Source organism: Streptomyces sp. NPDC030245 (assembly GCF_055572995.1).
In genome coordinates, this window is record NZ_JBVICF010000002.1 from 701,826 (window position 1) to 724,125 (window position 22,300).

Genomic DNA, 22,300 nt, shown 5'->3' on the forward strand with positions numbered 1-22,300 from the left:
GATGGCGGTCTCCGCGCTGATCTTCGATCTGGACGGCACACTCATCGACAGCGGCAAGCACTACCTGCGCACCGTCCGGACCGTCTTCGCCACCCACGGAACACCCCACGTGGAAACCCACGCCTACGATCGCTGCGCCGGACTCAGCACGCGAGACATGCTGGCACTGCTGCGCGAGCACTACGAAGTCGGCACCGACGTCGACACCCTCATGCGCGACACCGAACGGGTCTACCTCGAAGGACTGCCGGACGGCGTCACCGCGATTCCGGGACCGAACACCCTGCTGCGGTGGGCGCACACCGCGGGCTTCCCCACCGCCGTCGCCTCGGGGTCACCCGACGCGATCATCACGGCGGCGCTGAAAGCCTGCGGTGCCGACGAGTACATCGACGCACAAGTGGCGGTGGAGAAAGTGCCGCGGGGCAAGCCGGCGCCCGACATCTTCCACTGCGCGGCCCGTTTGCTCGGTGCGGCTCCCGAGGAATGTCTGGTCATCGAGGACTCACCGGCCGGTGTCACGGCGGCGGCCCGAGCCGGAATGCGGTGCGTGGCCGTGCCCGCCCCGGGGACGGACCCGTACTCCCCATCGCTCGCCACGGCTGAACTGGTACTGCCGAGGAACGACCTGTCCCGAGCCCGAAGACTGCTGGAGGACGACATCCCGAGGAACCTGACCCGACCCGCGGCACCCGGACCGGAAACCTCAGACCTGGAACGTCGCACCACCCGGAGGTGACACCCCCATGGACACCACACAGCAGACCATGACCCACACCCACGAGACGACCGCTGCCGGCCCGGCCGCACAGGCGGAATCCGGCAAGGTGACGGCCTTCAACGACAGCCTGAGCCGGTTACGCCGCTCGCTGCGCCGTTCCGTGTGGCAGACCGGCCCCCTGGCGCAGAGCCAGGACATGACCTGGACTCCCTCCCTGGTACGCACCGAGCCCGACCCTGACGTTTCCCGGCTGACCGCCGCCGAGTTCGGCTACGGTCCAGGGCCGGACGGATCCGCGCCCCGCGGCGGGCCGGATCCCCGGCAGACGGTCTACTCCGGCCCCCACCGGCTCCTGACCGACGAGGGCGTGCGGCGGTTGCGCCGGATCTGCGAGAACCTCGCCGACCGGGCACCGGACGACGACTACATCGTCAGCCGCCGCGTGCGGAACGTCTCCGGCGCGTCCCGGTTCGTCCGCGCCATGGTCAGCGACCACACCTTCCTCGGCCGGGTGTCGGCCATCGCCGGACTCCCCCTCGTTCCGCACCCGCTGAGCACCCCCGCGATCTGCGCCAACTACTTCGACACCCACCAGGTGCGCGTGGGTGACCGCACGGAACCCCAGAAGGCCCGCTGGCACTACGACGGGATGACCTACGTCTTCGTCATGCAACTCGCCGACCTGGAGGAGTTCGGCAACGGCCGCCTCATGATCTACCAGGGCACCCGGGCGGACTTCGAACGGGACAGGGATGCGGTGGCCGAACAGGGCAACACCCACCCGAAGGTCTTCGAACCGCCGCTCCGCAAGGCCGGCGACACCGCCTACACCCTGGGCAGTTCCCTCTGGCACGCGGTGCAGCCGGTGTCGTCCGGCTCCCGGATCAGCGTCATCCTCTCCTTCTTCGCCCCGCTGGAACGGCACGACAGCAACCCCTTCTGGCACCTGGCGGCCGAGGACGGCATCGCCGAGGCGCTCGGCGGGTTCACCAAGTTGCGCCGTGCCCAGCGCGACCCGCTCGCCTACTGCTCGCGCAACGGCATCGACCTGGCCCGCGTCGTCGTGGAGGCCGAGCGGGCGGCGCCGCTCGTGGCCCCCGCCACCACCCGACCCTGATCCCGGCCGGCGGCGCGCCACGCGCCGGGCCGGACCATCCCCTCCCCGAGCAAGGAGCCCCCACCGGATGCGTTCCCCCTCCCTGACCAGCGGGCCGCTGCCCGCGGCAGCGCTCGTCGTGATGTGGAGTTCCGGATTCATCGGGGCCCGGCTGGGGACCGACGCCGCCGACACACTCACCGTCCTGATGTGGCGCTTCCTCATCGTGGCCGCCCTGGTGGTGCCGTTGTGGTGGCTCGTCCGCCGCCACCGGCACCATCTGACGCGCCGTGATGTGGCCACACAGGTCGTGGTGGGGCTGCTCGCGCAGAGCATCTACCTGCTCAGCTCCGTCAAATCCATCGAACTGGGCGTGCCGGCCGGCACGACGTCCCTCATCGAGTCCCTTCAGCCGCTGGTCGCCGGAGCGCTGGTCGGCCCGCTCCTGAAGGAACGCGTGACCGGACGCCAGTGGGTCGGTCTGGTGCTCGGCCTCGTCGCGGTCGCCCTGGTGATCGGTGACGGGCTGAGCCTGGCCGACGACCGGCCGGGCTGGATCTACGCGGTGCCCTTCATCGGCATGGCCACGCTCACGGCGGCCACGCTCCTGCAACGAGGGCGTGGCACAGCCGTTCCCCTGACCGACTCGCTGGCGATCCAGTGCTGCACCAGCGCCGTACTGTTCACGTGCCTGGGTCTCGCCTCGGGGCACGCCCAGCCGCCCCGTGACGGGGACTTCTGGTGGGCGCTGCTCTGGATGGTCTTCCTGGCCACGTTCGGCGGTTACGGCTTCTACTGGCTCAACCTCAAGCACCACACGGTCACCAGGGTCAACAGCCTCATCTACCTGTGCCCGCCCACCACCGCGTTCTGGGCGTTCCTGATGTTCGGCGATCCGGTCGGCGCCCTGGCCGTGACCGGCTTCGTCATCAGCCTCGTCGCCGTGCTCCTGGTCCACCGTCCCGGGAGGCCCACCGCGACGCCACCCCACCGGGACGAGAGGACCGGAGCACCGCCGCTGTCGCGGAGCTGAGCACCGGAATGGTCACGGACCGAGCCTGACCGGCACTCCGCTGCGGGCCGACGCGTACCCCGCCTCGACGATGCGCAGCGTGCGCAGGCCGCCCTCGCCGTCCGCGACCGGCGTGCCGCCCTCTGCGGGCCCGTACAGGAAGGCACGCAGCATCAGTTCGTCCAGGTCGACGCCGAACGGCACCTCGGTGCCGCGTCCCCGGCGTTCGCTGAAGCCGTGCACCTTCTGGTCGAAGGCGTCCATCTCCAGGGTGGCGCGCTCGCCGACGACGGTGAGTTCCAGGCCGCCCCAGGAGTGGTGGGAGCGGGGGTGGGACCAGCTGCAATCGATGGTGGCGACGGCGCCGTTGGAGTAGGTGACGCTGACCAGTCCCGCGGTCTCGGCGGTGACCTCGTCGGCGTACAGGAGGTTGTTGGTCTGCGCGTAGACCTCGACGGGCCCGGCCTCTTCGAAGAGGTCGTCGAGGAGGTCGGCGATGTGCACGGTGTGGTCCATGAGGGCGCCGCCGCCGGAGAGCGCGGGCTCGGCGAACCAGCGGCGGGCGCGGTTCGGCATGGCGCCGTTGTTGGCGCCGGAGACGGCGAGGATCCGTCCGGCGTCGCCCGCGTCGACGGTGGCCTTCACGGCCGCGTACGCCGGACTGAACCGCACGGGGTGGGCGACCGCGAGCCGTACCCCGGCGGCGCGGCAGGCGGCGACCATCGCCTCGCCGTCCTCGACCGTGGCCGCCAGCGGCTTCTCGCAGAGGACGGGCACGCCGTGCGCGGCGGCGCGTTCCACGAGGGGGCGGTGCCGGGCGTTCTCGGAGCAGACGATCACCGCGTCCGGGCGCCGGGCGAAGGCTTCCTCGTACGTGTCCGCGTACGCGACCCCGAGCTCGTCGGCGAGCGCGCGGCCCCGCACCTCGCCGGGTGCCGCGAGGTCGGTGTCCGGGTCGCTGCCCAGGACCTCGATGCCGGGCATACGGTCCAGGAGCCGCAGGTAGCCCGCGGCGTGGACGTGGGCGAACGACAGGACGGCGACCTTCATCGCGCTGCCTCCTCGGGCTGCTCGGTCCCTGCGGTCCGCTCGATCTCGATGACGTGTCCGGTGCGGCTGGACTGCGCCGCGGCCTCGGCGATGCGCACCGCTTCGACGCCGTCACGGGTACTCACCCGAGGGTCGGGCCCACCGTCCCAGGACGCGGCGAACTCGCGGAGTTCGGTGAGGAAGGGGCTCTCCGTCATGGGGCTGGACGGAATGCCCTCGTTGGCGGCGCGCACTCCTTGTGCGGTGATCCGGAAGCCGGGTACGGCGGTCGAGTCGTGGTGCAGCAGGCCGTCGGCGCCCGCGACCCGGAACGTGGTGCGGAACGGCTGGTCGGGCAGGCCCCACAGCCCGCTGATGTGGCTGACGGCGCCCGACGCGTGGGTGAGGACGGCGGTCGCGGTGACGACTTCGGGCGGGGCGCCGGTGGCGTGCTCGACGCCGCGGGTCCGCGCGTGGACGCGGACGACGTCGCCCGCGAGCCAGCGCGCGATGTCGATGTCGTGCACCATCAGGTCCATGATGACGCCGCCCGACTGGGCCGGGTCGCCGAACCACGGCGCCCATTGGGGCCTGGCCCCGCCGCGTGTGAAGCGCAGCACGGCGAGCGCGCCGAGGTCGCCGCGGGCGACGGCCTTGCGCAGGGCGGCGTAGGCCGGGAAGTAGCGGACCACGTGGGCGGGGTGCAGTCGTACGCCTGCCGTGGCGGCCGCGGCGGCGAGCTCCTCGGCGTCGCGGGCGGTGAGGGCGAGCGGCTTCTCGCAGATGACGTGCCGCCTCGCGGCGACGGCCGCGAGGACGAGTTCCTTGTGGGTGGGGGTGGGGGTGCAGACGTCGACGGCGTGCGCGTCCGCGAGGAGGGTGTCCAGGCTCTCGACCGCCCGGACGGCGTGGCCGCGCTCGGCGTACTCCGCGGCGAGTTTCTCCGCGGAGCCGTCGACGGTGTACACGCTCACGCGGGCGCCGAGGGCCAGCCAGCCGGGCAGGTGGGCGCGCGCGATGCCGCCTGCGCCGAGCAGGCCTATGTGAAGCGGTGGCATGGAGAGGGGCTGCCTTTCCGTGGGGGTGGGCGGCGGGGCCGGGCCCGGTTCAGTCCTTGGAGCCGGAGAGGGCGACGCTCTGGACGAAGTGCCGTTGGAGGAAGACGTAGACGAGCAGCATGGGCAGGCTCGCGACGAGTGAACCGGCCATCATCACCGGGTAGTTCGTCTCGTACTGGCCCTCCAGGGAGGTGAGTCCGGCGCTGATCGGCATCTGCTCGGGGTCGGTGTTGACGATCAGGGGCCACAGCAGGTCGTTCCAGGACCACATGGCGGTGATGACGGCGAGGGCGGCGAGCGCGGGCCGGATCAGCGGCAGCATGATCGACCAGAAGACGCGGAAGGACCCGGCGCCGTCGATGCGGGCGGCCTCCTCCAGCTCCTTGGGGAGCGTCAGGAAGAACTGGCGGAGCATGAAGGTGCCGAACGCGCTGAACATGCCGGGCAGGAAGAGCGCGGGCGCGGTGTTGAGCAGGCCGAGCGACTGGATGATGTCGTACTGCGGCAGGACGAGCAGGGAGCTCGGGACCATCAGGACGGACAGGAAGAGCGCGAACAGGACGTTGCGGCCGCGGAATTGCATGCGTGCGAACGCGTAGGCGGCGAGGGAGCAGAACACGAGCTGGCCGAGGGTGCGCCCGACGGTGTTGAGCAGACTGTTGGTGAGCATTTCGCGGAACGGCAGCGCGGTGAAGACCTCTTCGAAGCTCGCCCCATTCCAGTTGTCCGGCAGGAAGGTGGGCGGCACGCGTGAGGTCTCGGCGAGGGTCTTGAGCGCGGTGAGCAGCTGCCAGAGGAACGGGAAGACCATGACCAGGGCACCGAGGGAGAGCGCGGCGTGGGTGGCGACGGAGCCGGGGTCGATGCGCTTTCGGGTCTCAGGCATAGTGCACCCACCTCTTCTGTATCCGGAACTGGAGATACGTCAGGGCCGCGATGACCAGCATCAGCAGGAAGGCGAGCGCGGCGGCGGCTCCCTGGGCGTTCTCGATGAAAGCCCATTTGTAGAAGAGCCCGACGATCGACTGCGTATCGCCGATCGCGGGGTTCTTCTCGCCCATCATGATGTAGATCAGGTCGAAGGTCTGGAGGGAATTGATCATGCAGATGACGGAGGCGAAGAAGATGGTCGGGCTGAGCAGCGGGAGCGTGATGGTGAAGAACCGGCGCAGCGCCCCGGCCCCGTCCAGTTCCGCGGCTTCGTAGTAGTCCCGGGGGATTCCCTTGATACCCGCCATGAAGATGACCAGGTAGTAGCCGGTGGTCGACCAGACGATGACCGTGCCGATCGCGTAGACGGCGGTGGAGGGGTCGGACACCCAGTAGCGGCCGTCGACGCCGATCCAGCCCAGGACTTCGTTGACGAGGCCGAAGTCGCCGTTGTAGAGCCAGTTCCAGACGAGCCCGACGGCGACGGGCAGGGTCACGAACGGTACGAAGTACAGGGCGCGGTAGAGGGCGACGCCGCGCAGTCCGCGCCGGTTGAGGAGGGATGCGACGACGATGGCGACCGGCAGCGCCATCAGCCCGATGACGCTGTAGATCAGCGTGTTGCCGAGGGCCTGCCAGACGGTGACGTCCTTGACGACGCGTACGTAATTGTCGGTGCCGATGAAGGTGTGGCCGCCGAACGCGCCGAATTCGGTGAAGCTGTAGTAGAAGGTCTGGAGGAGCGGCCAGAAGTAGAAGACGGCGAAGCCGATGCCGAGCGGCGCGATGTACCAGTAGGCGGACCGCTGGTTGCGGGACCCGGTCCGGGTGCCGGACGTGGACGCGTGGCCGCGTCCGGCCGACTTCGCGGCCGCCGTGGCGGGAAAGACACTCATGAGGCGCGTTCCTCCTTCAGGGCCCGGTCCATCTGCTCGCCGAGGGTGCGGGCAGCGCTCTCGATGCCGCCCTTGCCGCTGAAAGCGGCGCCGAGCAGCGGATATTGGAGGTTCTCCCAGACGGCGGTGTTCTCGGAGCTCGGATAGGGCACCGCGTACTTCTGCATCTCGATGAAGTGCTTGAGGTCGAATTCGGGCATCGCCTTGAGCCAGGCGTCCTGCGTGCCCTCGTACGAGGAGATGGTGACGCCTGCCTCGGCCTGGATCTCGGCCGCCTCACGGCCCGCCATGAAGTGCACGAACTTCCAGGCGGCCGCCTTCTTGTCGCTCTTGGCGGAGATGACGTTGGCCAGGCCGTGGATGATGGTGGCCCTGCGGCGCCCTTTGGGCAGGACGGCGATGCCGCCGTGGTCCTTGATCGCGGGTACGGCGTACATCTGCCCGGCCATCGCGGAGAGGTCGTAGTTCATGGCGACCTTCTCCGACCAGTAGCGCACGCGTCCGACGGATTCGACCATGGCGCTCTGCGGGGGTGACCAGCCCCGGTCGATCATGTCGGTGAGGAAGCGCAGGCCCTCGATGGAGCGTTCGTCGCCGAAGCCGGAGCGGCCGTTTCGCAGGATGTATCCGTCGGCGCCGTGGACGGCGGGGTAGATCGTGTTCTGCCGGTGCATCTCGGCGGCGAAGCCGTGCACGCCGTGGCTGGGGTCGGTGAGTTCGGCCGCCGCGTCGCGCACGTCGTCCCAGGTCCAGGTGGAGTCCGGATACTTGATGCCCGCCTTGTCGAACAGCTGTTTGTTGTACCAGAGGCCGATGGTGTCGAAGTCCTTGGGCAGTCCGTACTGCGTGCCGCGGTAGGCGTAGAGCTTCACCAGGGCCTCTGGATGGCGGTCCACGGGGGTGGCGTCGGCCTTGATGTGCCCGGAGAGCGGTTCGAGGACGCCGTTGGACGCGTACAGCTGGAAGTTGACGGCGTTCATCCAGAAGACGTCGGGGGCGGTGCCGCCGCGCATGGACGTCTTGAGGGTGGTCCAGTAGCTCGCCCAGGGCGTCAGCTGGATCCGTACGGATATCCGCGGATTGCGCTTCTCGAACGCGGCGATGATCTTCTCCATGCCCGGCGCCTGCGCCGGGTCCCACATCCCGTACGAGAGCGTCGTCCCGCCACCGCTGTCCGTGCCGTCGCCCCCTTGGGAGCAGGCGGCGAGCAAGGGGGCGGCCAGCGCCCCGCCGAGCAGAGTCCTTCTGCGCATCTGCGCCTTCGCCTCCCGATGAGTCCTCGGACGCCCCACGGCCGGCCCGCACGCGGCGGGCCCGCCGCTACGGCGCCTTGTCCGCGAGCAGGTCCTCCTCCACCAAATCGAGCGCCTTGCGTACGGCGCCGATGGCCACGCCCCGCTCGCCGAGCGAGCTCAGCGCGATGCGCGGGACGTGCAGGGTCATGGGGCGCAGCCGCTCTTCGAGCAGCGGAACCAGGTGCCGGCCGACGGGGGTCGCCCCGCCGGTCAGCACGATCAGTTCCGGGTCGACGGCGAGGGCGAGGGCGGCGATGCCCGGGGCGATGCGGTCGGCGAAGTCCGCGACGGCGGCGTGGGCGCGCGGGTCCGCGGCGTCCGCGGCGCGGGCGAGTGCGGCCACCTCGGACTCCCCGGGACGCCGCGCGCCCGGCCACTTGAGGGCTTCGTGCGCGGTGCTCATGCCGAGCAGCGGCAGCATGCCGAGCTCGCCCGCGCCGCCGCGCCTGCCCCGGTGCAGCCGGCCGCCGATGGTGAGGCTGCACGAGACGCGGTGCCCGGTGAGTACGCAGACGACGTCGCCCGCGAGGGTGGCGGCGCCCTGCCAGCGCTCGGCGAGCACCGCGAGGTTCACGTCGTTCTCGACGACGGTGTGCCCCGGCCTGCCGTCCTGGAGGAGCCGCCCCATGTCGACACCGGACCACTCCGGCACCACCACGGAGTTGAGGATGCCGCCCGTGTCCACCACTCCGGGCACGCCCACGCAGCGGGCGAGCACGGCGGCGCGGCGCGGCACGTGGGCGTCGAGGAAGGCCTCCGTGCCGTGCCGCAGCAGGTCGAGGCGGGCGCCGCCGCCGAGCTCAGGGTCGATGTCGCGGCGGTGGGCGGCCAGCACGGTGCCGCCGAGGTCGGCGAGGAGCAGCACCATCTTGTGCAGGCCTATGTCGGCGCCGAGCACGCAGCCGGCCTCGGTGCGGAACCGGAAGCGGCGTGCGGGTCTGCCCGGCGTGCGCTCGGCCGACCCCGCGGTGGACTCGCCGACGAGGCCGCGCTCGGACAGCTCTTCGACGGCGCCTTCCACGGTGGGCCTGGAGAGGCCGGTGCTCGCGGCGAGCTCGGTGAGGGTGCGCGGGCTGCGGTGGTGCAGGGCGCGCAGCACGACGGTGGTGTTGAGCCGCCGCAGCGCGATCAGGTCGTGCCCACGAGCCCTGTTCCGCATCAGTGCTTCACCCCGTATCCGCGCGGCGGCAGCCCACGTGACGGGCTGCGATGTCCACCGGCCCGCGGAATTAGGGAGGAGACTTGCATAACCGCCGCGGTCGGGGAACCCCTCTCGCGACGGTCGACCGAAATGACCGTCGGTCGGTCAGTCGAAGTACGTTTCGAGCGTGCCGCGGCGCCGGACGTCGAGCGTCGCGCAGTGGAACGAACCGCCGAACGGCGCGTAGTGCAGCAGGTCGCACGGGATCGGCTCGAACCCCCACCCTTCGAGGGCGCGCAGCATGCCCGTGTGGTGCCGCTCCGCGATGACCCGCTTCTCGTCGATCATCAGCACGTTCATGCTGAGCCACTTGCCGCACATCGAGGTCATCTTGAGCAGCCGCTCGTCGATGGGGTCGGGCTCCGGGGCGATCAGGACGTCCCACGAGTTCAGCACCTCGGGCAGGCGGTCGACGTCGATGTACTCCGGGTTGACGAGGACCTTGCCGGGCGCGAGCAGGATGAACGTGGTGTCGATGTGCATGGGCACGCGGCAGCGGCTCTCGATCTCGTGGACGCGGTACTCCGGCCCCAGGTGGCGGCGGAGCCATTCGATGCCCATCAGGTTCGTGACATTGCTCCGCGTCACGAAGAGATCGCGGCCCGCCCGCACGAAGTCCGCCGCGTCGAAGACCGGCTCGAACTCGGTGAGGATGTAGCGCATCGGCTCGCCCTCCTCGGGAGGGCGGAAGTCCTTCTCGTACAGCGCGTCGGTGAGTTGGGGCCGCGGTGCCGCCGTCCAGCGCGCGCCGCGCCGGAAGTAGTCCTTGAGGAGTTCGCGGTAGGAGTGCGTCTCGAAGTACCGGCACGGCCACGCCATCGGCGTCTCGATGATCTCGTCGCCGACGACGAGCATGCTGTCCCGCGGACAGGTGTTGCAGAAACCGCGCGACTGCCAGTCGGGGGTGCCGAAGCGGTGCTTGTGGTCGGCGACCTCCGGCCGTACCACCGTGACGTCGAGGGATTCCAGGAGAGCGATGAACTGGTCGAGCTCCTGCTGCGCCGGCTCGATCAGTCGCTGCGGATACTCGAAGCCGGCGGCGAGGCCCTGGAGCCGTGCCGCCCAGGGCGGGATGTTGCACGCCACGACCGGATGGCTGGAGGGAATGGTCGCACCCTCCAGACGGCCGACGATGATCTCCTCCAGCGGGTCCCACTCGTTGTGCGAATTGACGGGAGAACTTCCGGGTCTGCCCATGGACGCCATGCTCAACCGCCTCCGCTCGCATCGATCGACCGGTCCGACCGGTCCCCTGGGTACCGGGTGGCCAAATCGGCTGACTCAATGCTTTACCACGGGCAGCGCGTGCATCGACGCATGGACAGACGTGGCCGCTCTGTGAAGATCCAGGTGGGGGTACGCACGCCTGCTGTGCACGGATGGGGCAGGATGACGTCCGCGCCGGAACCGAGCTCTCGCCCCGGCGTGACCGCACTCCCCGGAATCGAGCAGGTATCACAAGGTGACGACACATCACATACGCCCCACGCAGGCGCACTCCCCCCGTACGACGGGAGCGAACTGATGACCCGTGCCCTCACACTGCACGACTGGATCGCGGCCGGGATCGCGGTCGTCGCCGGCGTCGTCGCCGGGCTGCTGCTCCGCGCGCTGCTGAGGTGGCTCGGCGAACGGGCGAGCAGGACCCGGTGGAGCGGTGACGACGTCATCGTCGACGCCCTGCGCACCCTCGTCCCCTGCGCGGCCATCACCGCCGGGCTCGCCGCCGCGGCGGGCGCGCTGCCGCTCACGCCGCGCACCGGACGCAACGTCACGATGACGCTGACCGCGCTGCTCATCTTCGCCGCCACGCTCACGGCGGCGCGGATCGTCACCGGCCTGGTCAAGGCCGTGGCGCAGTCCCGCTCCGGAGTGGCCGGGTCGGCCACCATCTTCGTGAACATCACGCGTGTCGTGGTCCTCGCGATGGGCTTCCTCATCGTCCTTCAGACCCTCGGCATCTCCATCGCGCCGCTGCTCACCGCGCTCGGCGTGGGAGGTCTCGCGGTCGCCCTCGCCCTCCAGGACACGCTCGCCAACCTCTTCGCGGGCGTGCACATCCTCGCCGCGAAGACCGTGCAGCCCGGCGACTACATCCAGCTCAGCAGCGGGGAGGAGGGCTACGTCGTCGACATCAACTGGCGCAACACCACGGTCCGCCAGCTCTCCAACAACCTGGTCATCATCCCCAACGCGAAGCTCGCGGGCACCAACATGACCAACTACAGCCGCCCCGAGCAGGAACTGTCGATCATGGTGCAGGTCGGGGTCAGCTACGACAGCGACCTGGACCAGGTCGAGAAGGTCACGACCGAGGTGGTGGACGAGGTGATGGCCGACATCACCGGCGCGGTCCCCGACCACGAGGCGGCCATCCGCTTCCACACCTTCGGCGACTCGCGGATCAGCTTCACGGTGATCCTCGGCGTCGGCGAGTTCAGCGACCAGTACCGCATCAAGCACGAGTTCATCAAGCGCCTGCACCAGCGTTACCGCGCCGAGGGCATCCGGGTGCCCGCCCCCGTCCGCACGGTCAGGGTGCAGCAGGGCGAGCTGCCGCCGCCGCTCGGCATCCCGCACCAGCGCGACCGCGACGCGCCGGTCTCCTCGCAGCTGCACTGAGGCCCCGCCGGGCTGAGCCGAGTGGCCGACCGCTCGGTGGCGGCGCCGCGGAGCGCGTGGTCCACTCGCGGGCATGGGGCACGACCACGGGCCGTCCGCCGGGGCGGCGGGCGGCACTCTCAGCGGGACGTACCGCAACCGCCTGCTGTGGACCATCGGCATCAGCGGCTCGATCACCGTCATCCAGGTGGTCGGCGCGCTCCTGTCCGGCAGCCTCGCGCTGCTCGCCGACGCCGCGCACAGCCTGACCGACGCGGTCGGCGTCTCGCTGGCCCTCGGCGCGATCACCCTCGCCCAGCGGGCGCCGACGCCGCGGCGCACCTTCGGGTTCTACCGTGTGGAGATCTTCTCCGCGGTCCTGAACGCGCTGCTCCTGGTCGCGATCTTCGCGTGGGTCCTGTGGTCGGCGATCGGCCGGTTCAGCGAGCCCGTGGAGGTCAAGGGCGGCCTGATGTTCGTGGTCGCGCTGGGCGGGCTCGCCGCCAATCTGGTGGGCCTGTGGCTGCTGCGGGACGCCAAGGAGAAGAGCCTCAACCTGCGGGGCGCGTATCTGGAGGTCCTCGGCGACGCGCTCGGCTCGGTCGCGGTGATCGTGGGCGGCCTGGTCATCCTGCTCACGGGGTGGCAGGCAGCCGACCCCGTCGCGTCGATCGTCATCGGCCTGCTGATCGTGCCCCGCGCGTACGGCCTGCTGCGGGACTCGGTGCACGTGCTGCTGGAGGCGACGCCGCAGGACGTCGACCTCGGGGAGGTGCGCAGGCACCTGATGGCGGAGCGTGGCGTGGTCGCCGTGCACGATCTGCACGGCTGGACGGTCACCTCGGGGATGCCGGTCCTCACCGCGCACGTGGTCGTCACGGAGGCGGCTCTCGCGAGCGGGTACGGGGAGCTCCTGGGGCGCCTTCAGCGGTGTGTCGGAGGCCACTTCGACGTGGCGCACTCGACGCTCCAGCTGGAGCCGGAGGGGCATGTGGAGGAGGACGGCGCGCTGCACACCTAGCGCCGGGGGCCGGGTCAGGCGTCGTCGGCGCCGAGGACCCGCCGTACCGCCTGCTGGGCCGCGTAGAAGTCGGCGTCGGAGACGCCCGGGTCGTCCTCGACGCCGTCGAGCCACTCCGCGATCTCCTCGGCCGTCCACAGGTCGAAACCCTTTGGAATGTCCAGTGTCGTGGTCTCCGCGCGGAGCTGCTCGGCGGCGGCGGCTTCCTTCATGCTGCGCGTGCTGACTTCGATCATCGTGATCGTGGCTCTCCCTTCGGGCCTTGAGCCCTCCGCTCCTGGAGGGGCACGGACGGGCGACCATGCCAGACGCCTCCCCGGGCTGTCCAACCGCGCCTTCGCGGGACGTCCGGCGGCGCCTTCTGTCAGGAGGCGGGGTGGTCCGCGCCGGATATGTCACGCACGGCGCCGGTCAGCGGCGCCCGTACGCGCCATCCGACCGATTCATACAGGTGCCGGCCTTCCGGCGTCGCACCCAACACACCCTCCGTAGCGCCCTGTTCGGCGGCGGCGTCGGTCAGCGCGCGCAACACCAGGCGCCCCAGGCCGCGGCGTTGATGAGCCGGGTCGGTCTCGACCTGGTCGACGACCGCGGCGGACCCCGCCACGGCCACCTGCCCGCGCGCGGCGAAGGCACCGTCGGCGGTGCGCACGAGGGCGCGGGTGACGCCGGCGCGGGTCCAGGTGCGCAGCCGGTAGCCGTCGGCCGCCCCGGGCGGGTCCTGGGAGCGGGCGGCGTCCAAGGGGACGGACATGAGGAAGTTGGGTCCACCGGACACGGACCACCCGGCGCCGAGCCACGGTTCCAGCGCCTCCGGGGAGGCGGGCACCTTCAGCCACACGCCGGGCGCGCCGATGTCCTCGGTGAGGGCGCGGACGGCCGCGTCGTCGGCGGTGGTCAGCACGTGGCGTGCGACGTGTCCGGGCAGGCCGACGTCGACGGTGTATCCCCAGGCGGTAGGGGTGGGTTCGGCTGTGCCGCGCGAAACGGTCCAGCCGGAGACCCACGCTCGTACGACCTCGGCCGTGTCCATGAAAGGTAACTCCCCCCGAGCGCGAGTAATAGCTGCTCAGCAACTATACCCATTACACCCGGGCGCGGGTGCCGCAGCCCGGCGGGCCGGGTGGTGCGCCCGCCCCCGCGGTCAGGGCCGCAGGTCTTCCAGGTAGTGGAGCGCCTCGTCCAGCGTGGTGGCGAAGTCCATGTCCGGGTCGTCGGCCCAGTCCATCGAGACCTGGAGCATCACTCCGAACACGGCTCCGGTGTAGGCGCGGACCGCGGGGTCCCGCGGGTCGCGGCCGGCCCGTTTGGCCACCTGCTCGCTCATGACCTGCATGGTCTGACCGATGTTGCCGAGGCTCGCGCCCCAGAGCTCGGGCTCGGAGAGGATGAGCACGAACCGTTCGCGTTGCAGGGCCAGTTCCTGCTCGCTGATGTCCTGGAGCATCGAGCGGATGGCCTGGCGTTCGGCCTGGATCGGCGTCAGGTCGGGCGACTGGGCCTGGACCATCATCGCGAAGGGCAGTTCGTAGTCGTGCGAGAAGACCAGGTCCTGCTTGGTCGCGAAGTAGCGGAAGACGGTGCTGGGGGCGACCTCGGCGGCTTCGGCGATCTGCTCGATGGTCGTGGCGGTGTAGCCCTGTTCCCTGAACAAGCGCACCGCCTCCCGCTGAATCGCGGCCTTCGTCCGGGCCTTCTTGCGTTCTCTCAGACCAGGCACTGTTTTGCCCTGGTCAGACTGCGTCTGCGGCTTCATGCTCAGATTCTGCGGTCTTGGCGGTGCTCTGACCAACATGACGGGGCAGCCACACCACCGCGAGCAGCACGCCGAGCAGCCCCAGGCCGCCGGAGACCACGAGCACCACGTCCAGGGCGTGGACGTACGCGGAACGCACCGAGTCGGCCAGGCCGTTGGACTTGATCGCCCGGGCCACCGCGAGGCCGCCGAAGACGGAGTCCTTGACCGCGCCGTGCGCCTGCTCGGGCACGCCGTCGAGGTCGAGCTTGCCGCGGTAGCCGGAGTTGAGGACGGAGCCGAGGATGGCCGCGCCGAAGCTGCCGCCGAGGGTACGGATGGACTGGTTGACGCCCGAGCCGACGCCGGCGGAGTCCTCCGAGAGCGCGCCGAGTGCGGCGTCCATGGCGGTGGGCAGGGCGATGCCGAGGCCCAGGCCGTAGGCCGCGGTCCAGGCGGCCGCCAGGCCGGTGCCGCTGCCGACGTCCGTGGTGCCGCCGTAGAAGAGGGCCGCGGCGAGGAGGGCGAAGCCGATGCCGACCGCGGTCTTCGGGCCGAGGGCCTTGGCGACCTTGTTGGCGACCGTCACACCCACGAGCAGACCGCCGACCATGGGGAGCAGCCGGAAGCCGCTGCCCATCGCGTCGGTGCCGAGGACCGCCTGGTAGTACTGCGGCATCGTGAACAGCACGCCGAACATCGTGAAGTTGATGACGGTGCCGAGCATGGTGCCCGAGGTGAAGCGGGCCGAGCGGAACAGCGAGAGGTCGACCAGCGGGTCCGCGACCCGCTTCTCCCACATCACGAACACGACCAGGGCGAGCAGACCGCCGATGCACGGCACGAGCGTGGTGACGTCCGTCCAGCCCTTCTCGCCGCCCTGGATCACGCCGTACGTCAGCGCGGCCAGGCCGACGCTGGAGAACACCAGGCCGCCGATGTCGAACGGCTTGGCCTCCTTGGCCTTGGACTCGGGCAGCCAGGCGGAGACCGCGAGAAAGGCGAGGATCACCACCGGCACGTTGATCAGGAAGACGGAGCCCCACCAGAAGTGGTTGAGCAGGTAGCCGCCGAGGATCGGTCCGAGCGGATAGGCGAGCATCGCCGCACCGGCCACCGCTCCGATGGCCTTCGGCCGCTCCTCGTCGGAGAACATGACCGGCAGCAGCGACAGCGTCGTCGGCATGATCAGCGCGGCGCCCAGTCCGAGCACCGCACGCGCGCCGATGAAGGTGCCGGAAGACGTCGCGCAGGCACAGGCCAGTGAGGCGATGCCGAAGAGCACCAGGGCGGTGAGCAGGACCTTCTTGCGTCCGAACCGGTCGCCGAGCATGCCGGCCGGGATCATTCCGGCCGCGAACACCAGCGTGTACGACGTCACGAACCACTGAAGCTCGACGTTGTTCGCGCCGAGGTCGTCGGCCATGGCCGGCAGGGCCAGGCTCAGGATCGTGACATCGAAGCCCACGACCATCGAGGCGAGTACGAGAGCCCCGACGGCCCACCACCGCCGCGCACCCAGATCAGCAGACACGGGAGTCGACCTCCTAAAGAGAGCTCAGTATCTAGCGAGAGCGTACTCTCACTTTTCTCGGAGGGGTACCACCCGTTCCGCATAGGGATGCACGCGCGGGAGGTGCCGACTCACCCTCACCGGCGACGGCACCGTCGACTGGACACGTCAGGCGGCGGGGCAGAGCGCCGCGGGGTCGACAGGGGCCGAGGCCGCGCGGCCCACCGTCGCGTGCACGGCACGCGCGGTGCGTACGGGGGCCACGGCGGCCTGCGAACGGTTTCGGGCGAAGACGACGAGGCGCAGCACCACGAACCGCGCGACACCGGCGAGTGCGGAGGCCGACAGGTACACGACCTGTTCGAGCACCGCGCCGGGCGCCGCCACCAGCTGTTGCAGGGCGAACATCGCCACGCAGGTCACCGCGTAGGCGGCCGCCGCGGACCCGGCCGACTGCACATGCTGCCGCCAGGTCGCGCGCCCGCCCGCGCCGAAGGTGAAGCGGGCGTGGAGCTCGGTGGCGACGAGGGTGGAGACCACGGTGACCAGGGCGTTCGCCAGCGCCCAGGGCATCAGGGACGCGAGGGCCGCGACGGCGAAGCTGGAGGCGAGACCCACCCCGCCACCGCACAGCACGAAGCGGAGGAAGGCGGCGCAGGCACCGGGCGCGGCGGCCTGCTCCTGGCTCTGCGCTGTCCCCATGATGCGTCCCCCTTGATAGCCGTCTCCGCGATACGCGCCCTTCCTGTCCCGCGGGACAGGAAGGGCGCGTGATTCGATGACGCCATCATGGCACATCTATGGCACCATCTGGCGCCATTTTTTGCCGAGGTGGAGCCACACAGGCGCCACACAGACGTCGACCCCGCCCACCTCTACGTCATGCGGAGGCGGGCGGGGTCGGTGTGAGGGGTCGGTCGGCGGGCTTCCGCCCTACCGCTGCGGGGGATCCTGCTGCGACTGGTCCGAGCCGAATTGGCCCCTCAGCTTGTCCTGGGCCGTGTCGACCTGACTGCTGTACTTGCCCTGCGTCCTGTCGTCGACGAAGTCGCCTGCCTTGTCGATTCCCTGGCCGGCTTTGTCCTCGTGCCCCTTGAGCATCTGCTTGAGCTTGTCCATGACCGACATGGGCGTACCTGCCTCTCTGCGTTCCTCCCCCCATCCAGGGTCAGGGCACTGCGCGCCATCCGCATCCGCAACCACACGTTGACCCGACCGGCCCCCACGACCTGCCGCCCGGAATCCGCGCCGTCACCATGGCCACGACGCCGGGGCACCGCGTCAGCCGAACCCGACAACCCGGCGACCCAGCGACCCAGCGACTCGGGGACCCGGCGACCCGGCGACCGACCAGAGAGGCTCATCCGTGCACCGCTGGCTTTCCGAACGGCGCCGATCGGCCGTGAGCCTGGTCATCGCGGGGTGCGCGGCAGTGCTCCTTCCCCTCGACGCCGTGGCGCGGATCTCGGCAGCGGACGTCGGCGTCCTCGTCTTCTTCGCGTACCTGCTCCCCTATCTCGCCCTCACCTTGACCGCCTTCCTGGGTGTCGGCCCCGAGGAGGTCCGCTCCTGGGCGCGGCGCGAAGCCCGCGGCACGTTCCTACAGCGCTACGTCCTCGGAACCGCACCCGGGCCCGGGGGGTCGCTCCTCATCGCGGCCGCCGCGCTGGTGGTGGCGGTGCTGTGGCTGCCCGGCCATCTCAGCACCACCTTCTCCGTCCTCCCCCGCACGCTGGTCGCCCTCTCCCTGGTCGTCGTCGCCTGGATCTGCGTGGTCGTGGCCTTCGCCGTCACCTTCCAGGCCGACAACCTCGTGGAGAACGAGCGGGCGCTGGACTTCCCCGGAGAGCAGCTCCCGGCCTGGGGCGACTACGTCTACTTCGCCCTTGCCGCGATGACGACGTTCGGCACCACCGACGTCGTCGTGACCTCACGGGCCATGCGCAGGACCGTGGCGGCGAACACGGTCATCGCCTTCGTCTTCAACACCGTCACGGTGGCGATCCTGGTGTCCGCGCTGGGCGACCGCTAGCGGACCTGCGAAACCTGCGGACGGTTCAGACGGACAAGCGGCCGATGTCCTCGGGATCCAGTCCGGTCAGGCGCGCGATGCGCTCCGCGGGAATGCCCGCGGTCAGGGCCCGGTGCACGAGGGCCTGCCAGTCCTGGGTCGTGTCCCGGAATTCGAGCAGTTCGCTCTCCATGTCCGTGACGGCCTGGGGCGCGCACTCCTGCTGGACCTTGAGCGCCTCCTCCTCGCTCAACGGCACCGGCAGCCGCTCGGCGTCCTTGGGGATGAGCGTCTCGGCCTCGGCGGGCAGGATCCTCACCTGTTCCGAGGCCGGGGAGGCCTCGTGGGCCTGCAACCACGCCTGTACCGCAGGGGTTTCCTTGCAGTCCAAGGCACCGACGGCGGCGAGGGCCGCGCCCAGGCGGGGGTGCCGGTCGGGGAGGAGGAACAGGTACGCGTCATCGGCCATCGCGGGAAATCACCTTCTCGTTCGGGCATCCGGGCATCAGGACATCAAGACACCAGGACGGTCGCACGTCCGGACGTGTCTGGACGTCAGGTGGCCGCGGGCGGTGCGGCCCCGGCGAACACATTCCCGCGGTCGGCCGGTTCACTCGGGGCCGCCGACGGGACCTCTCGAACCCGCCATGCGGTCGACCGCCGTCGTCGCCGCGGCCACGAAGGCGGCGATCGCCGGATGGGCGCCGCCGCCCGCGCGGAACGCCACCTTCGAGCGACGGAACAGCGGCAACCGCGTGAGCACCACACCCTCGGGGCTCGGCACAGCGGCCATCCGCGGCACGAACCCGGCCCCTTGCCCGGCGGCGACCAGAGCAAGGACGGTGCGGAAGTCGTTGACCTGGTGGCGGATCCTCGGCTGGAACCCGGCGGCCTGACAGGCCCGTACGGCCATCGCGTGACCGGTCGTACCGTCCCGCGCGGTGATCCACGGCAGCTCGGCGCAAGGTCCGAGCAGCGCCGCCAGCGTGCTCCCGGAGCCGGGCCCGGGGTCGGGCTCGGGGTCCAGGTCGTCGGAGTCACCGCCGCCCCCGCCGTAAGTGACGAGGTACATCGGCTCTTCGAGCAGCGGCACCTCGTCCACGGTCGTGTCAGGGGTCGCGGGGACGAAGTCGTAGTCATGGACGAGGGCCACGTCCAGCTCACCGGCCCGCAGGCCGTCGGAGACGCGCGCGGAGTCGATCTCCCGCACCATCGGCTCCAACGCCGGGTGCCGAAGCGCCAGTTCGGCCAGCGCGCCGGGAACGATGGTGTGGCCGCCGGAAGGGAACGTACCGATGCGCAGCGGCCCGCCGATGCCGTCCCGCGCGCCCGCCAGCTCGGCGACCGCCTGTTCGAGACGGTTCAGCACCGCGTCGGCGTGCGCGACGAGGGAGCGGCCGGCGGGCGTGAGGACCACGCGTCTGCCGCTGCGCTCCAGCAGGGGCACGCCCGCCTCCCGCTCCAGCACGCCGAGCTGCTGCGAGACGGCGGACGCGGTGAAAGTCAGCGCTTCGGCCACGGCGGCGATGGTGCCCCGCCGGTCGAGTTCGCGGAGGAGGTGAAGGCGACGGACATCAAGCATAAGTTCAGCTTAGGTGTGAGGGCGGAAATCTGAAATGGATCTACCGAGTGGTGTGGGCCAGGGTAAGAGCATGAACACCACATCGAGCGCCTTGCCGAACCCCATGTCGAGCCCCATGTCGAGCCCCACGCCGAACCCCGAACCGGTCTTCAACGGTCTGTACGTCCCCCTGGTGACCCCGTTCACCGACGACCTGCGCCTGGCCCCCGACGCGCTGGCCCGGCTCGCCGACGAGGCGCTGGCGGCCGGTGCCTCCGGGCTCGTCGCCCTCGGTACGACCGCCGAGGCCGCCACGCTGACCGCCGAGGAGAGAGAGACGGTCGTCCGCGTCTGCGCGGCCGCCTGCCGGGCGCACGGGGCATCGCTCATCGTCGGCGTGGGCACCAACGACACCGTCGCCGCCATCGCGGCGCTGCGAGAGCTGGCGGCCAGGGGCGACGTCGCCGCCGCGCTGGTGCCCGCGCCGCCGTACATCCGCCCCGGCGAGGCGGGGACCTTGGCGCACTTCGCCGCGCTGGCCGAGCACGGCGGTCTGCCTCTGGTCGTGTACGACATTCCCTACCGCACCGGGCAGCCGCTGAGCGCCGGCACGATCACCGCGCTCGGCCGCCTGCCGGAGGTCGTCGGCATCAAGCACGCGACCGGCGCGATCGACCCGACCACCATGGAGTTGCTCGACTCGTGCCCGCCCGGTTTCGCCGTGCTCGGCGGTGACGACATCGTCCTCTCGCCGCTCGTCGCGGCGGGCGCCCACGGCGGAATCGTCGCGTCGGCCAATCTCCGTACCGCCGACTACGCCGAGATGATCGCGCTGTGGCGGCGCGGCTCCGCCACGGCCGCCCGCGCTCTCGGGGCCGAGCTGGCCCGGCTGTCCGCCGCTCTCTTCGCCGAACCGAACCCGACGGTGATCAAGGGGGTGCTGCACGCCCAGGGCCGCATCCCCAGCCCGGCCGTTCGTATGCCGTTGCTGGCCGCGTCCGCCGACTCGGTCCACCGGGCGGCACCCCTGGCCACGAGCCTCGCTCAAGTCCCCGGTCTCGCATAGTGGTCACTCCCTGGACCCGGTGGCCGGTCACTGTGTTTACATGCGCGTAATGCTTGCGGCTTGAGCGTCCCGCGCGCGGCAACGGCGCCGAGCGTCCCGACCGGGCTGCACCGGAGTGAGCGGAAGGGCTTCTTTGACCACGCGACCCGACACGAAGACAGCGGACAGGAAGACAGCGGTCAGGAAGACAGCGCTCTCCCAGAAGACCGCGCTCTCCCAGCTGCTCACCGAGATCGAACGCCGCAATCCCGCCCAGCCGGAGTTCCACCAGGCCGCCCGCGAGGTCCTGGAGACGCTGGCGCCGGTCGTCGCGGCCCGCCCCGAATACGCCGAGGCCGGCCTGATCGAGCGGCTGTGCGAACCGGAGCGGCAGATCATCTTCCGGGTGCCGTGGCAGGACGACCACGGGCACGTGCGGGTCAACCGCGGCTTCCGCGTGGAGTTCAACAGCGCCCTCGGCCCGTACAAGGGCGGCCTGCGCTTCCACCCGTCGGTGAACCTCGGCGTCATCAAGTTCCTGGGCTTCGAGCAGATCTTCAAGAACGCGCTGACGGGCCTCGGCATCGGCGGCGGCAAGGGCGGCAGCGACTTCGACCCGCGCGGCCGCAGCGACGCGGAAGTCATGCGTTTCTGCCAGTCGTTCATGACGGAGCTGTATCGGCACATCGGCGAGCACACGGACGTACCCGCGGGTGACATCGGCGTCGGCGGCCGGGAGATCGGCTACCTGTTCGGCCAGTACCGGCGCATCACCAACCGCTGGGAGGCGGGGGTCCTCACCGGCAAGGGGCAGAGCTGGGGCGGCTCCCTGATCCGTCCGGAGGCGACCGGCTACGGCAACGTGCTCTTCACGGCGGCGATGCTGCGCGAGCGCGGCGAGGAGCTCGAAGGCCAGACGGCGGTCGTGTCCGGCTCCGGCAACGTCGCCATCTACACGATCGAGAAGCTGACCGCGCTGGGTGCCAACGCCGTGACGTGTTCGGACTCCTCGGGCTACGTGGTCGACGAGAAGGGCATCGACCTGGACCTCCTCAAGCAGGTCAAGGAGGTCGAACGCGCCCGCGTGGACACCTACGCCCAGCGCCGCGGCGCCTCGGCCCGCTTCGTGCCGGGCCGGCGTGTCTGGGAGGTGCCGGCCGACATCGCGCTGCCGTCCGCCACGCAGAACGAACTGGACGCCGACGATGCCACCACTCTGATCCGGGGCGGCGTGAAGGCGGTCTCGGAGGGCGCCAACATGCCGACGACCCCCGAGGCCGTGCGCCTCTTCCAGCAGGCGGGTGTCGCTTTCGGGCCCGGCAAGGCGGCCAACGCGGGCGGCGTCGCGGTCAGCGCGCTGGAGATGGCGCAGAACCACGCCCGTACGTCGTGGTCGGCGGAGCGCGTCGAAGAGGAACTGGCGCGCATCATGAACGACATCCACCGCACCTGCCACGAGACCGCCGAGCGCTACGGCGTCCCCGGGGACTACGTGACGGGCGCGAACATCGCCGGCTTCGAGCGGGTGGCGGACGCGATGTCCGCGCAGGGCGTCATCTGACCCGCGGTGCGACA

General features: G+C 70.6%; 23 protein-coding genes. 8 read left to right on the forward strand and 15 right to left on the reverse strand.

What is annotated here, in order from left to right:
* Window position 1: 1 nt before the first annotated feature.
* The 3 genes from ACZ4Z4_RS07600 (at window position 2) to ACZ4Z4_RS07610 (ending at window position 2,850) form a co-directional block, all read left to right on the forward strand.
* Window positions 2-739 (forward strand): HAD family hydrolase, encoded by a 738-nt coding sequence (locus ACZ4Z4_RS07600; protein WP_468323602.1) that lies wholly within the window; start codon window positions 2-4, stop codon window positions 737-739.
* Window positions 740-746: 7 nt separating this feature from the next.
* Complete coding sequence (locus tag ACZ4Z4_RS07605; protein ID WP_468323605.1) at window positions 747-1,838, forward strand: hypothetical protein; 1,092 nt, start codon at window positions 747-749, stop codon at window positions 1,836-1,838.
* Window positions 1,839-1,905: 67 nt separating this feature from the next.
* Window positions 1,906-2,850, forward strand: coding sequence for a DMT family transporter (locus ACZ4Z4_RS07610; protein WP_468323608.1), 945 nt, complete (start codon window positions 1,906-1,908; stop codon window positions 2,848-2,850).
* Between the two features lie 12 nt (window positions 2,851-2,862).
* Here ACZ4Z4_RS07610 and ACZ4Z4_RS07615 read toward each other — a convergent pair whose 3' ends face one another.
* The 7 genes from ACZ4Z4_RS07615 to ACZ4Z4_RS07645 all read right to left on the reverse strand — a co-directional run bounded on the left by ACZ4Z4_RS07615 (window position 2,863) and on the right by ACZ4Z4_RS07645 (window position 10,435).
* On the reverse strand, window positions 2,863-3,879 hold the full coding sequence (locus ACZ4Z4_RS07615) for a Gfo/Idh/MocA family protein (protein ID WP_468323611.1): 1,017 nt from the start codon (window positions 3,877-3,879) through the stop codon (window positions 2,863-2,865).
* Window positions 3,876-4,916, reverse strand: a complete 1,041-nt coding sequence (locus ACZ4Z4_RS07620) for a Gfo/Idh/MocA family protein (RefSeq protein WP_468323614.1) — start codon at window positions 4,914-4,916, stop codon at window positions 3,876-3,878. Before ACZ4Z4_RS07620 ends, ACZ4Z4_RS07615 begins: the two co-directional genes overlap by 4 nt.
* Window positions 4,917-4,965: 49 nt before the next feature.
* Window positions 4,966-5,802 (reverse strand): carbohydrate ABC transporter permease, encoded by an 837-nt coding sequence (locus tag ACZ4Z4_RS07625; RefSeq protein ID WP_468323617.1) that lies wholly within the window; start codon window positions 5,800-5,802, stop codon window positions 4,966-4,968.
* Window positions 5,795-6,742: a carbohydrate ABC transporter permease gene (locus ACZ4Z4_RS07630; protein ID WP_468323620.1), complete on the reverse strand. Its 948-nt coding sequence runs from the start codon at window positions 6,740-6,742 to the stop codon at window positions 5,795-5,797. The genes ACZ4Z4_RS07625 and ACZ4Z4_RS07630 overlap by 8 nt, the downstream gene beginning before the upstream one ends.
* Window positions 6,739-7,995, reverse strand: a complete 1,257-nt coding sequence (locus tag ACZ4Z4_RS07635) for an ABC transporter substrate-binding protein (protein ID WP_468323622.1) — start codon at window positions 7,993-7,995, stop codon at window positions 6,739-6,741. Before ACZ4Z4_RS07635 ends, ACZ4Z4_RS07630 begins: the two co-directional genes overlap by 4 nt.
* 67 nt (window positions 7,996-8,062) lie before the next feature.
* On the reverse strand, window positions 8,063-9,196 hold the full coding sequence (locus ACZ4Z4_RS07640; RefSeq protein WP_468323625.1) for an ROK family protein: 1,134 nt from the start codon (window positions 9,194-9,196) through the stop codon (window positions 8,063-8,065).
* A 147-nt stretch (window positions 9,197-9,343) separates the two neighbouring features.
* On the reverse strand, window positions 9,344-10,435 hold the full coding sequence (locus ACZ4Z4_RS07645) for an amidinotransferase (RefSeq protein WP_468323628.1): 1,092 nt from the start codon (window positions 10,433-10,435) through the stop codon (window positions 9,344-9,346).
* Window positions 10,436-10,762: 327 nt separating this feature from the next.
* On the opposite strand from ACZ4Z4_RS07645, the gene ACZ4Z4_RS07650 reads away from it, so the two are divergent.
* Entirely contained in the window at window positions 10,763-11,860 is a 1,098-nt protein-coding gene (locus tag ACZ4Z4_RS07650) for a mechanosensitive ion channel family protein (protein WP_468323630.1), read from the forward strand.
* A 73-nt stretch (window positions 11,861-11,933) separates the two neighbouring features.
* Window positions 11,934-12,860: a cation diffusion facilitator family transporter gene (locus ACZ4Z4_RS07655; RefSeq protein WP_468323632.1), complete on the forward strand. Its 927-nt coding sequence runs from the start codon at window positions 11,934-11,936 to the stop codon at window positions 12,858-12,860.
* A 14-nt stretch (window positions 12,861-12,874) separates the two neighbouring features.
* On the opposite strand, the gene ACZ4Z4_RS07660 is transcribed toward ACZ4Z4_RS07655, so the two are convergent.
* From ACZ4Z4_RS07660 to ACZ4Z4_RS07685, 6 genes are all read right to left on the reverse strand, one after another.
* Window positions 12,875-13,096: a hypothetical protein gene (locus ACZ4Z4_RS07660; RefSeq protein ID WP_468323634.1), complete on the reverse strand. Its 222-nt coding sequence runs from the start codon at window positions 13,094-13,096 to the stop codon at window positions 12,875-12,877.
* A 128-nt stretch (window positions 13,097-13,224) separates the two neighbouring features.
* Window positions 13,225-13,893 carry a GNAT family N-acetyltransferase gene (locus ACZ4Z4_RS07665; RefSeq protein ID WP_468323636.1) on the reverse strand — a complete coding sequence of 223 codons (669 nt, stop codon included), beginning with the start codon at window positions 13,891-13,893 and terminating at the stop codon, window positions 13,225-13,227.
* A gap of 111 nt (window positions 13,894-14,004) precedes the next feature.
* On the reverse strand, window positions 14,005-14,520 hold the full coding sequence (locus tag ACZ4Z4_RS07670; RefSeq protein ID WP_468324170.1) for an acyl-CoA-like ligand-binding transcription factor: 516 nt from the start codon (window positions 14,518-14,520) through the stop codon (window positions 14,005-14,007).
* Window positions 14,521-14,593: 73 nt separating this feature from the next.
* Window positions 14,594-16,129, reverse strand: coding sequence for a DHA2 family efflux MFS transporter permease subunit (locus ACZ4Z4_RS07675; RefSeq protein ID WP_468323639.1), 1,536 nt, complete (start codon window positions 16,127-16,129; stop codon window positions 14,594-14,596).
* Between the two features lie 147 nt (window positions 16,130-16,276).
* On the reverse strand, window positions 16,277-16,810 hold the full coding sequence (locus ACZ4Z4_RS07680; RefSeq protein ID WP_468323642.1) for a GtrA family protein: 534 nt from the start codon (window positions 16,808-16,810) through the stop codon (window positions 16,277-16,279).
* A 231-nt stretch (window positions 16,811-17,041) separates the two neighbouring features.
* On the reverse strand, window positions 17,042-17,236 hold the full coding sequence (locus ACZ4Z4_RS07685; RefSeq protein ID WP_468323644.1) for an antitoxin: 195 nt from the start codon (window positions 17,234-17,236) through the stop codon (window positions 17,042-17,044).
* Between the two features lie 238 nt (window positions 17,237-17,474).
* Here ACZ4Z4_RS07685 and ACZ4Z4_RS07690 point away from each other — a divergent pair, with 238 nt between their 5' ends.
* Window positions 17,475-18,140 carry a DUF1345 domain-containing protein gene (locus ACZ4Z4_RS07690; protein ID WP_468323646.1) on the forward strand — a complete coding sequence of 222 codons (666 nt, stop codon included), beginning with the start codon at window positions 17,475-17,477 and terminating at the stop codon, window positions 18,138-18,140.
* Between the two features lie 25 nt (window positions 18,141-18,165).
* Here ACZ4Z4_RS07690 and ACZ4Z4_RS07695 read toward each other — a convergent pair whose 3' ends face one another.
* Together ACZ4Z4_RS07695 and ACZ4Z4_RS07700 are read right to left on the reverse strand one after the other, a co-directional pair.
* A complete protein-coding gene (locus ACZ4Z4_RS07695; RefSeq protein ID WP_468323648.1) occupies window positions 18,166-18,588 on the reverse strand; it encodes a DUF6003 family protein in 423 nt (140 codons plus the stop codon).
* Between the two features lie 141 nt (window positions 18,589-18,729).
* Complete coding sequence (locus tag ACZ4Z4_RS07700; protein ID WP_468323650.1) at window positions 18,730-19,701, reverse strand: LysR family transcriptional regulator; 972 nt, start codon at window positions 19,699-19,701, stop codon at window positions 18,730-18,732.
* 70 nt (window positions 19,702-19,771) lie between these two features.
* On the opposite strand from ACZ4Z4_RS07700, the gene ACZ4Z4_RS07705 reads away from it, so the two are divergent.
* Both ACZ4Z4_RS07705 and gdhA read left to right on the forward strand, forming a co-directional pair.
* Window positions 19,772-20,746 carry a 4-hydroxy-tetrahydrodipicolinate synthase family protein gene (locus ACZ4Z4_RS07705; protein WP_468323652.1) on the forward strand — a complete coding sequence of 325 codons (975 nt, stop codon included), beginning with the start codon at window positions 19,772-19,774 and terminating at the stop codon, window positions 20,744-20,746.
* Window positions 20,747-20,966: 220 nt separating this feature from the next.
* Entirely contained in the window at window positions 20,967-22,286 is a 1,320-nt protein-coding gene (gene gdhA, locus ACZ4Z4_RS07710) for an NADP-specific glutamate dehydrogenase (protein WP_468324172.1), read from the forward strand.
* Window positions 22,287-22,300 lie beyond the last annotated feature (14 nt).

What these genes read in the sequence shown, in the direction of transcription:
- ACZ4Z4_RS07605 (WP_468323605.1), top strand. Translation starts at nt 747, where the DNA reads ATGGACACCACACAGCAGACCATGACCCACACCCACGAGACGACCGCT.
- ACZ4Z4_RS07665 (WP_468323636.1), bottom strand. Translation starts at nt 13,893, where the DNA reads ATGGACACGGCCGAGGTCGTACGAGCGTGGGTCTCCGGCTGGACCGTT.
- ACZ4Z4_RS07615 (WP_468323611.1), bottom strand. Translation starts at nt 3,879, where the DNA reads ATGAAGGTCGCCGTCCTGTCGTTCGCCCACGTCCACGCCGCGGGCTAC.
- ACZ4Z4_RS07610 (WP_468323608.1), top strand. Translation starts at nt 1,906, where the DNA reads ATGCGTTCCCCCTCCCTGACCAGCGGGCCGCTGCCCGCGGCAGCGCTC.
- ACZ4Z4_RS07645 (WP_468323628.1), bottom strand. Translation starts at nt 10,435, where the DNA reads ATGGGCAGACCCGGAAGTTCTCCCGTCAATTCGCACAACGAGTGGGAC.
- ACZ4Z4_RS07705 (WP_468323652.1), top strand. Translation starts at nt 19,772, where the DNA reads ATGAACACCACATCGAGCGCCTTGCCGAACCCCATGTCGAGCCCCATG.
- ACZ4Z4_RS07635 (WP_468323622.1), bottom strand. Translation starts at nt 7,995, where the DNA reads ATGCGCAGAAGGACTCTGCTCGGCGGGGCGCTGGCCGCCCCCTTGCTC.
- ACZ4Z4_RS07640 (WP_468323625.1), bottom strand. Translation starts at nt 9,196, where the DNA reads ATGCGGAACAGGGCTCGTGGGCACGACCTGATCGCGCTGCGGCGGCTC.
- ACZ4Z4_RS07655 (WP_468323632.1), top strand. Translation starts at nt 11,934, where the DNA reads ATGGGGCACGACCACGGGCCGTCCGCCGGGGCGGCGGGCGGCACTCTC.
- ACZ4Z4_RS07680 (WP_468323642.1), bottom strand. Translation starts at nt 16,810, where the DNA reads ATGGGGACAGCGCAGAGCCAGGAGCAGGCCGCCGCGCCCGGTGCCTGC.
- ACZ4Z4_RS07630 (WP_468323620.1), bottom strand. Translation starts at nt 6,742, where the DNA reads ATGAGTGTCTTTCCCGCCACGGCGGCCGCGAAGTCGGCCGGACGCGGC.
- ACZ4Z4_RS07660 (WP_468323634.1), bottom strand. Translation starts at nt 13,096, where the DNA reads ATGATCGAAGTCAGCACGCGCAGCATGAAGGAAGCCGCCGCCGCCGAG.
- ACZ4Z4_RS07600 (WP_468323602.1), top strand. Translation starts at nt 2, where the DNA reads ATGGCGGTCTCCGCGCTGATCTTCGATCTGGACGGCACACTCATCGAC.
- ACZ4Z4_RS07625 (WP_468323617.1), bottom strand. Translation starts at nt 5,802, where the DNA reads ATGCCTGAGACCCGAAAGCGCATCGACCCCGGCTCCGTCGCCACCCAC.
- ACZ4Z4_RS07685 (WP_468323644.1), bottom strand. Translation starts at nt 17,236, where the DNA reads ATGTCGGTCATGGACAAGCTCAAGCAGATGCTCAAGGGGCACGAGGAC.
- ACZ4Z4_RS07700 (WP_468323650.1), bottom strand. Translation starts at nt 19,701, where the DNA reads ATGCTTGATGTCCGTCGCCTTCACCTCCTCCGCGAACTCGACCGGCGG.
- ACZ4Z4_RS07620 (WP_468323614.1), bottom strand. Translation starts at nt 4,916, where the DNA reads ATGCCACCGCTTCACATAGGCCTGCTCGGCGCAGGCGGCATCGCGCGC.
- ACZ4Z4_RS07650 (WP_468323630.1), top strand. Translation starts at nt 10,763, where the DNA reads ATGACCCGTGCCCTCACACTGCACGACTGGATCGCGGCCGGGATCGCG.
- ACZ4Z4_RS07695 (WP_468323648.1), bottom strand. Translation starts at nt 18,588, where the DNA reads ATGGCCGATGACGCGTACCTGTTCCTCCTCCCCGACCGGCACCCCCGC.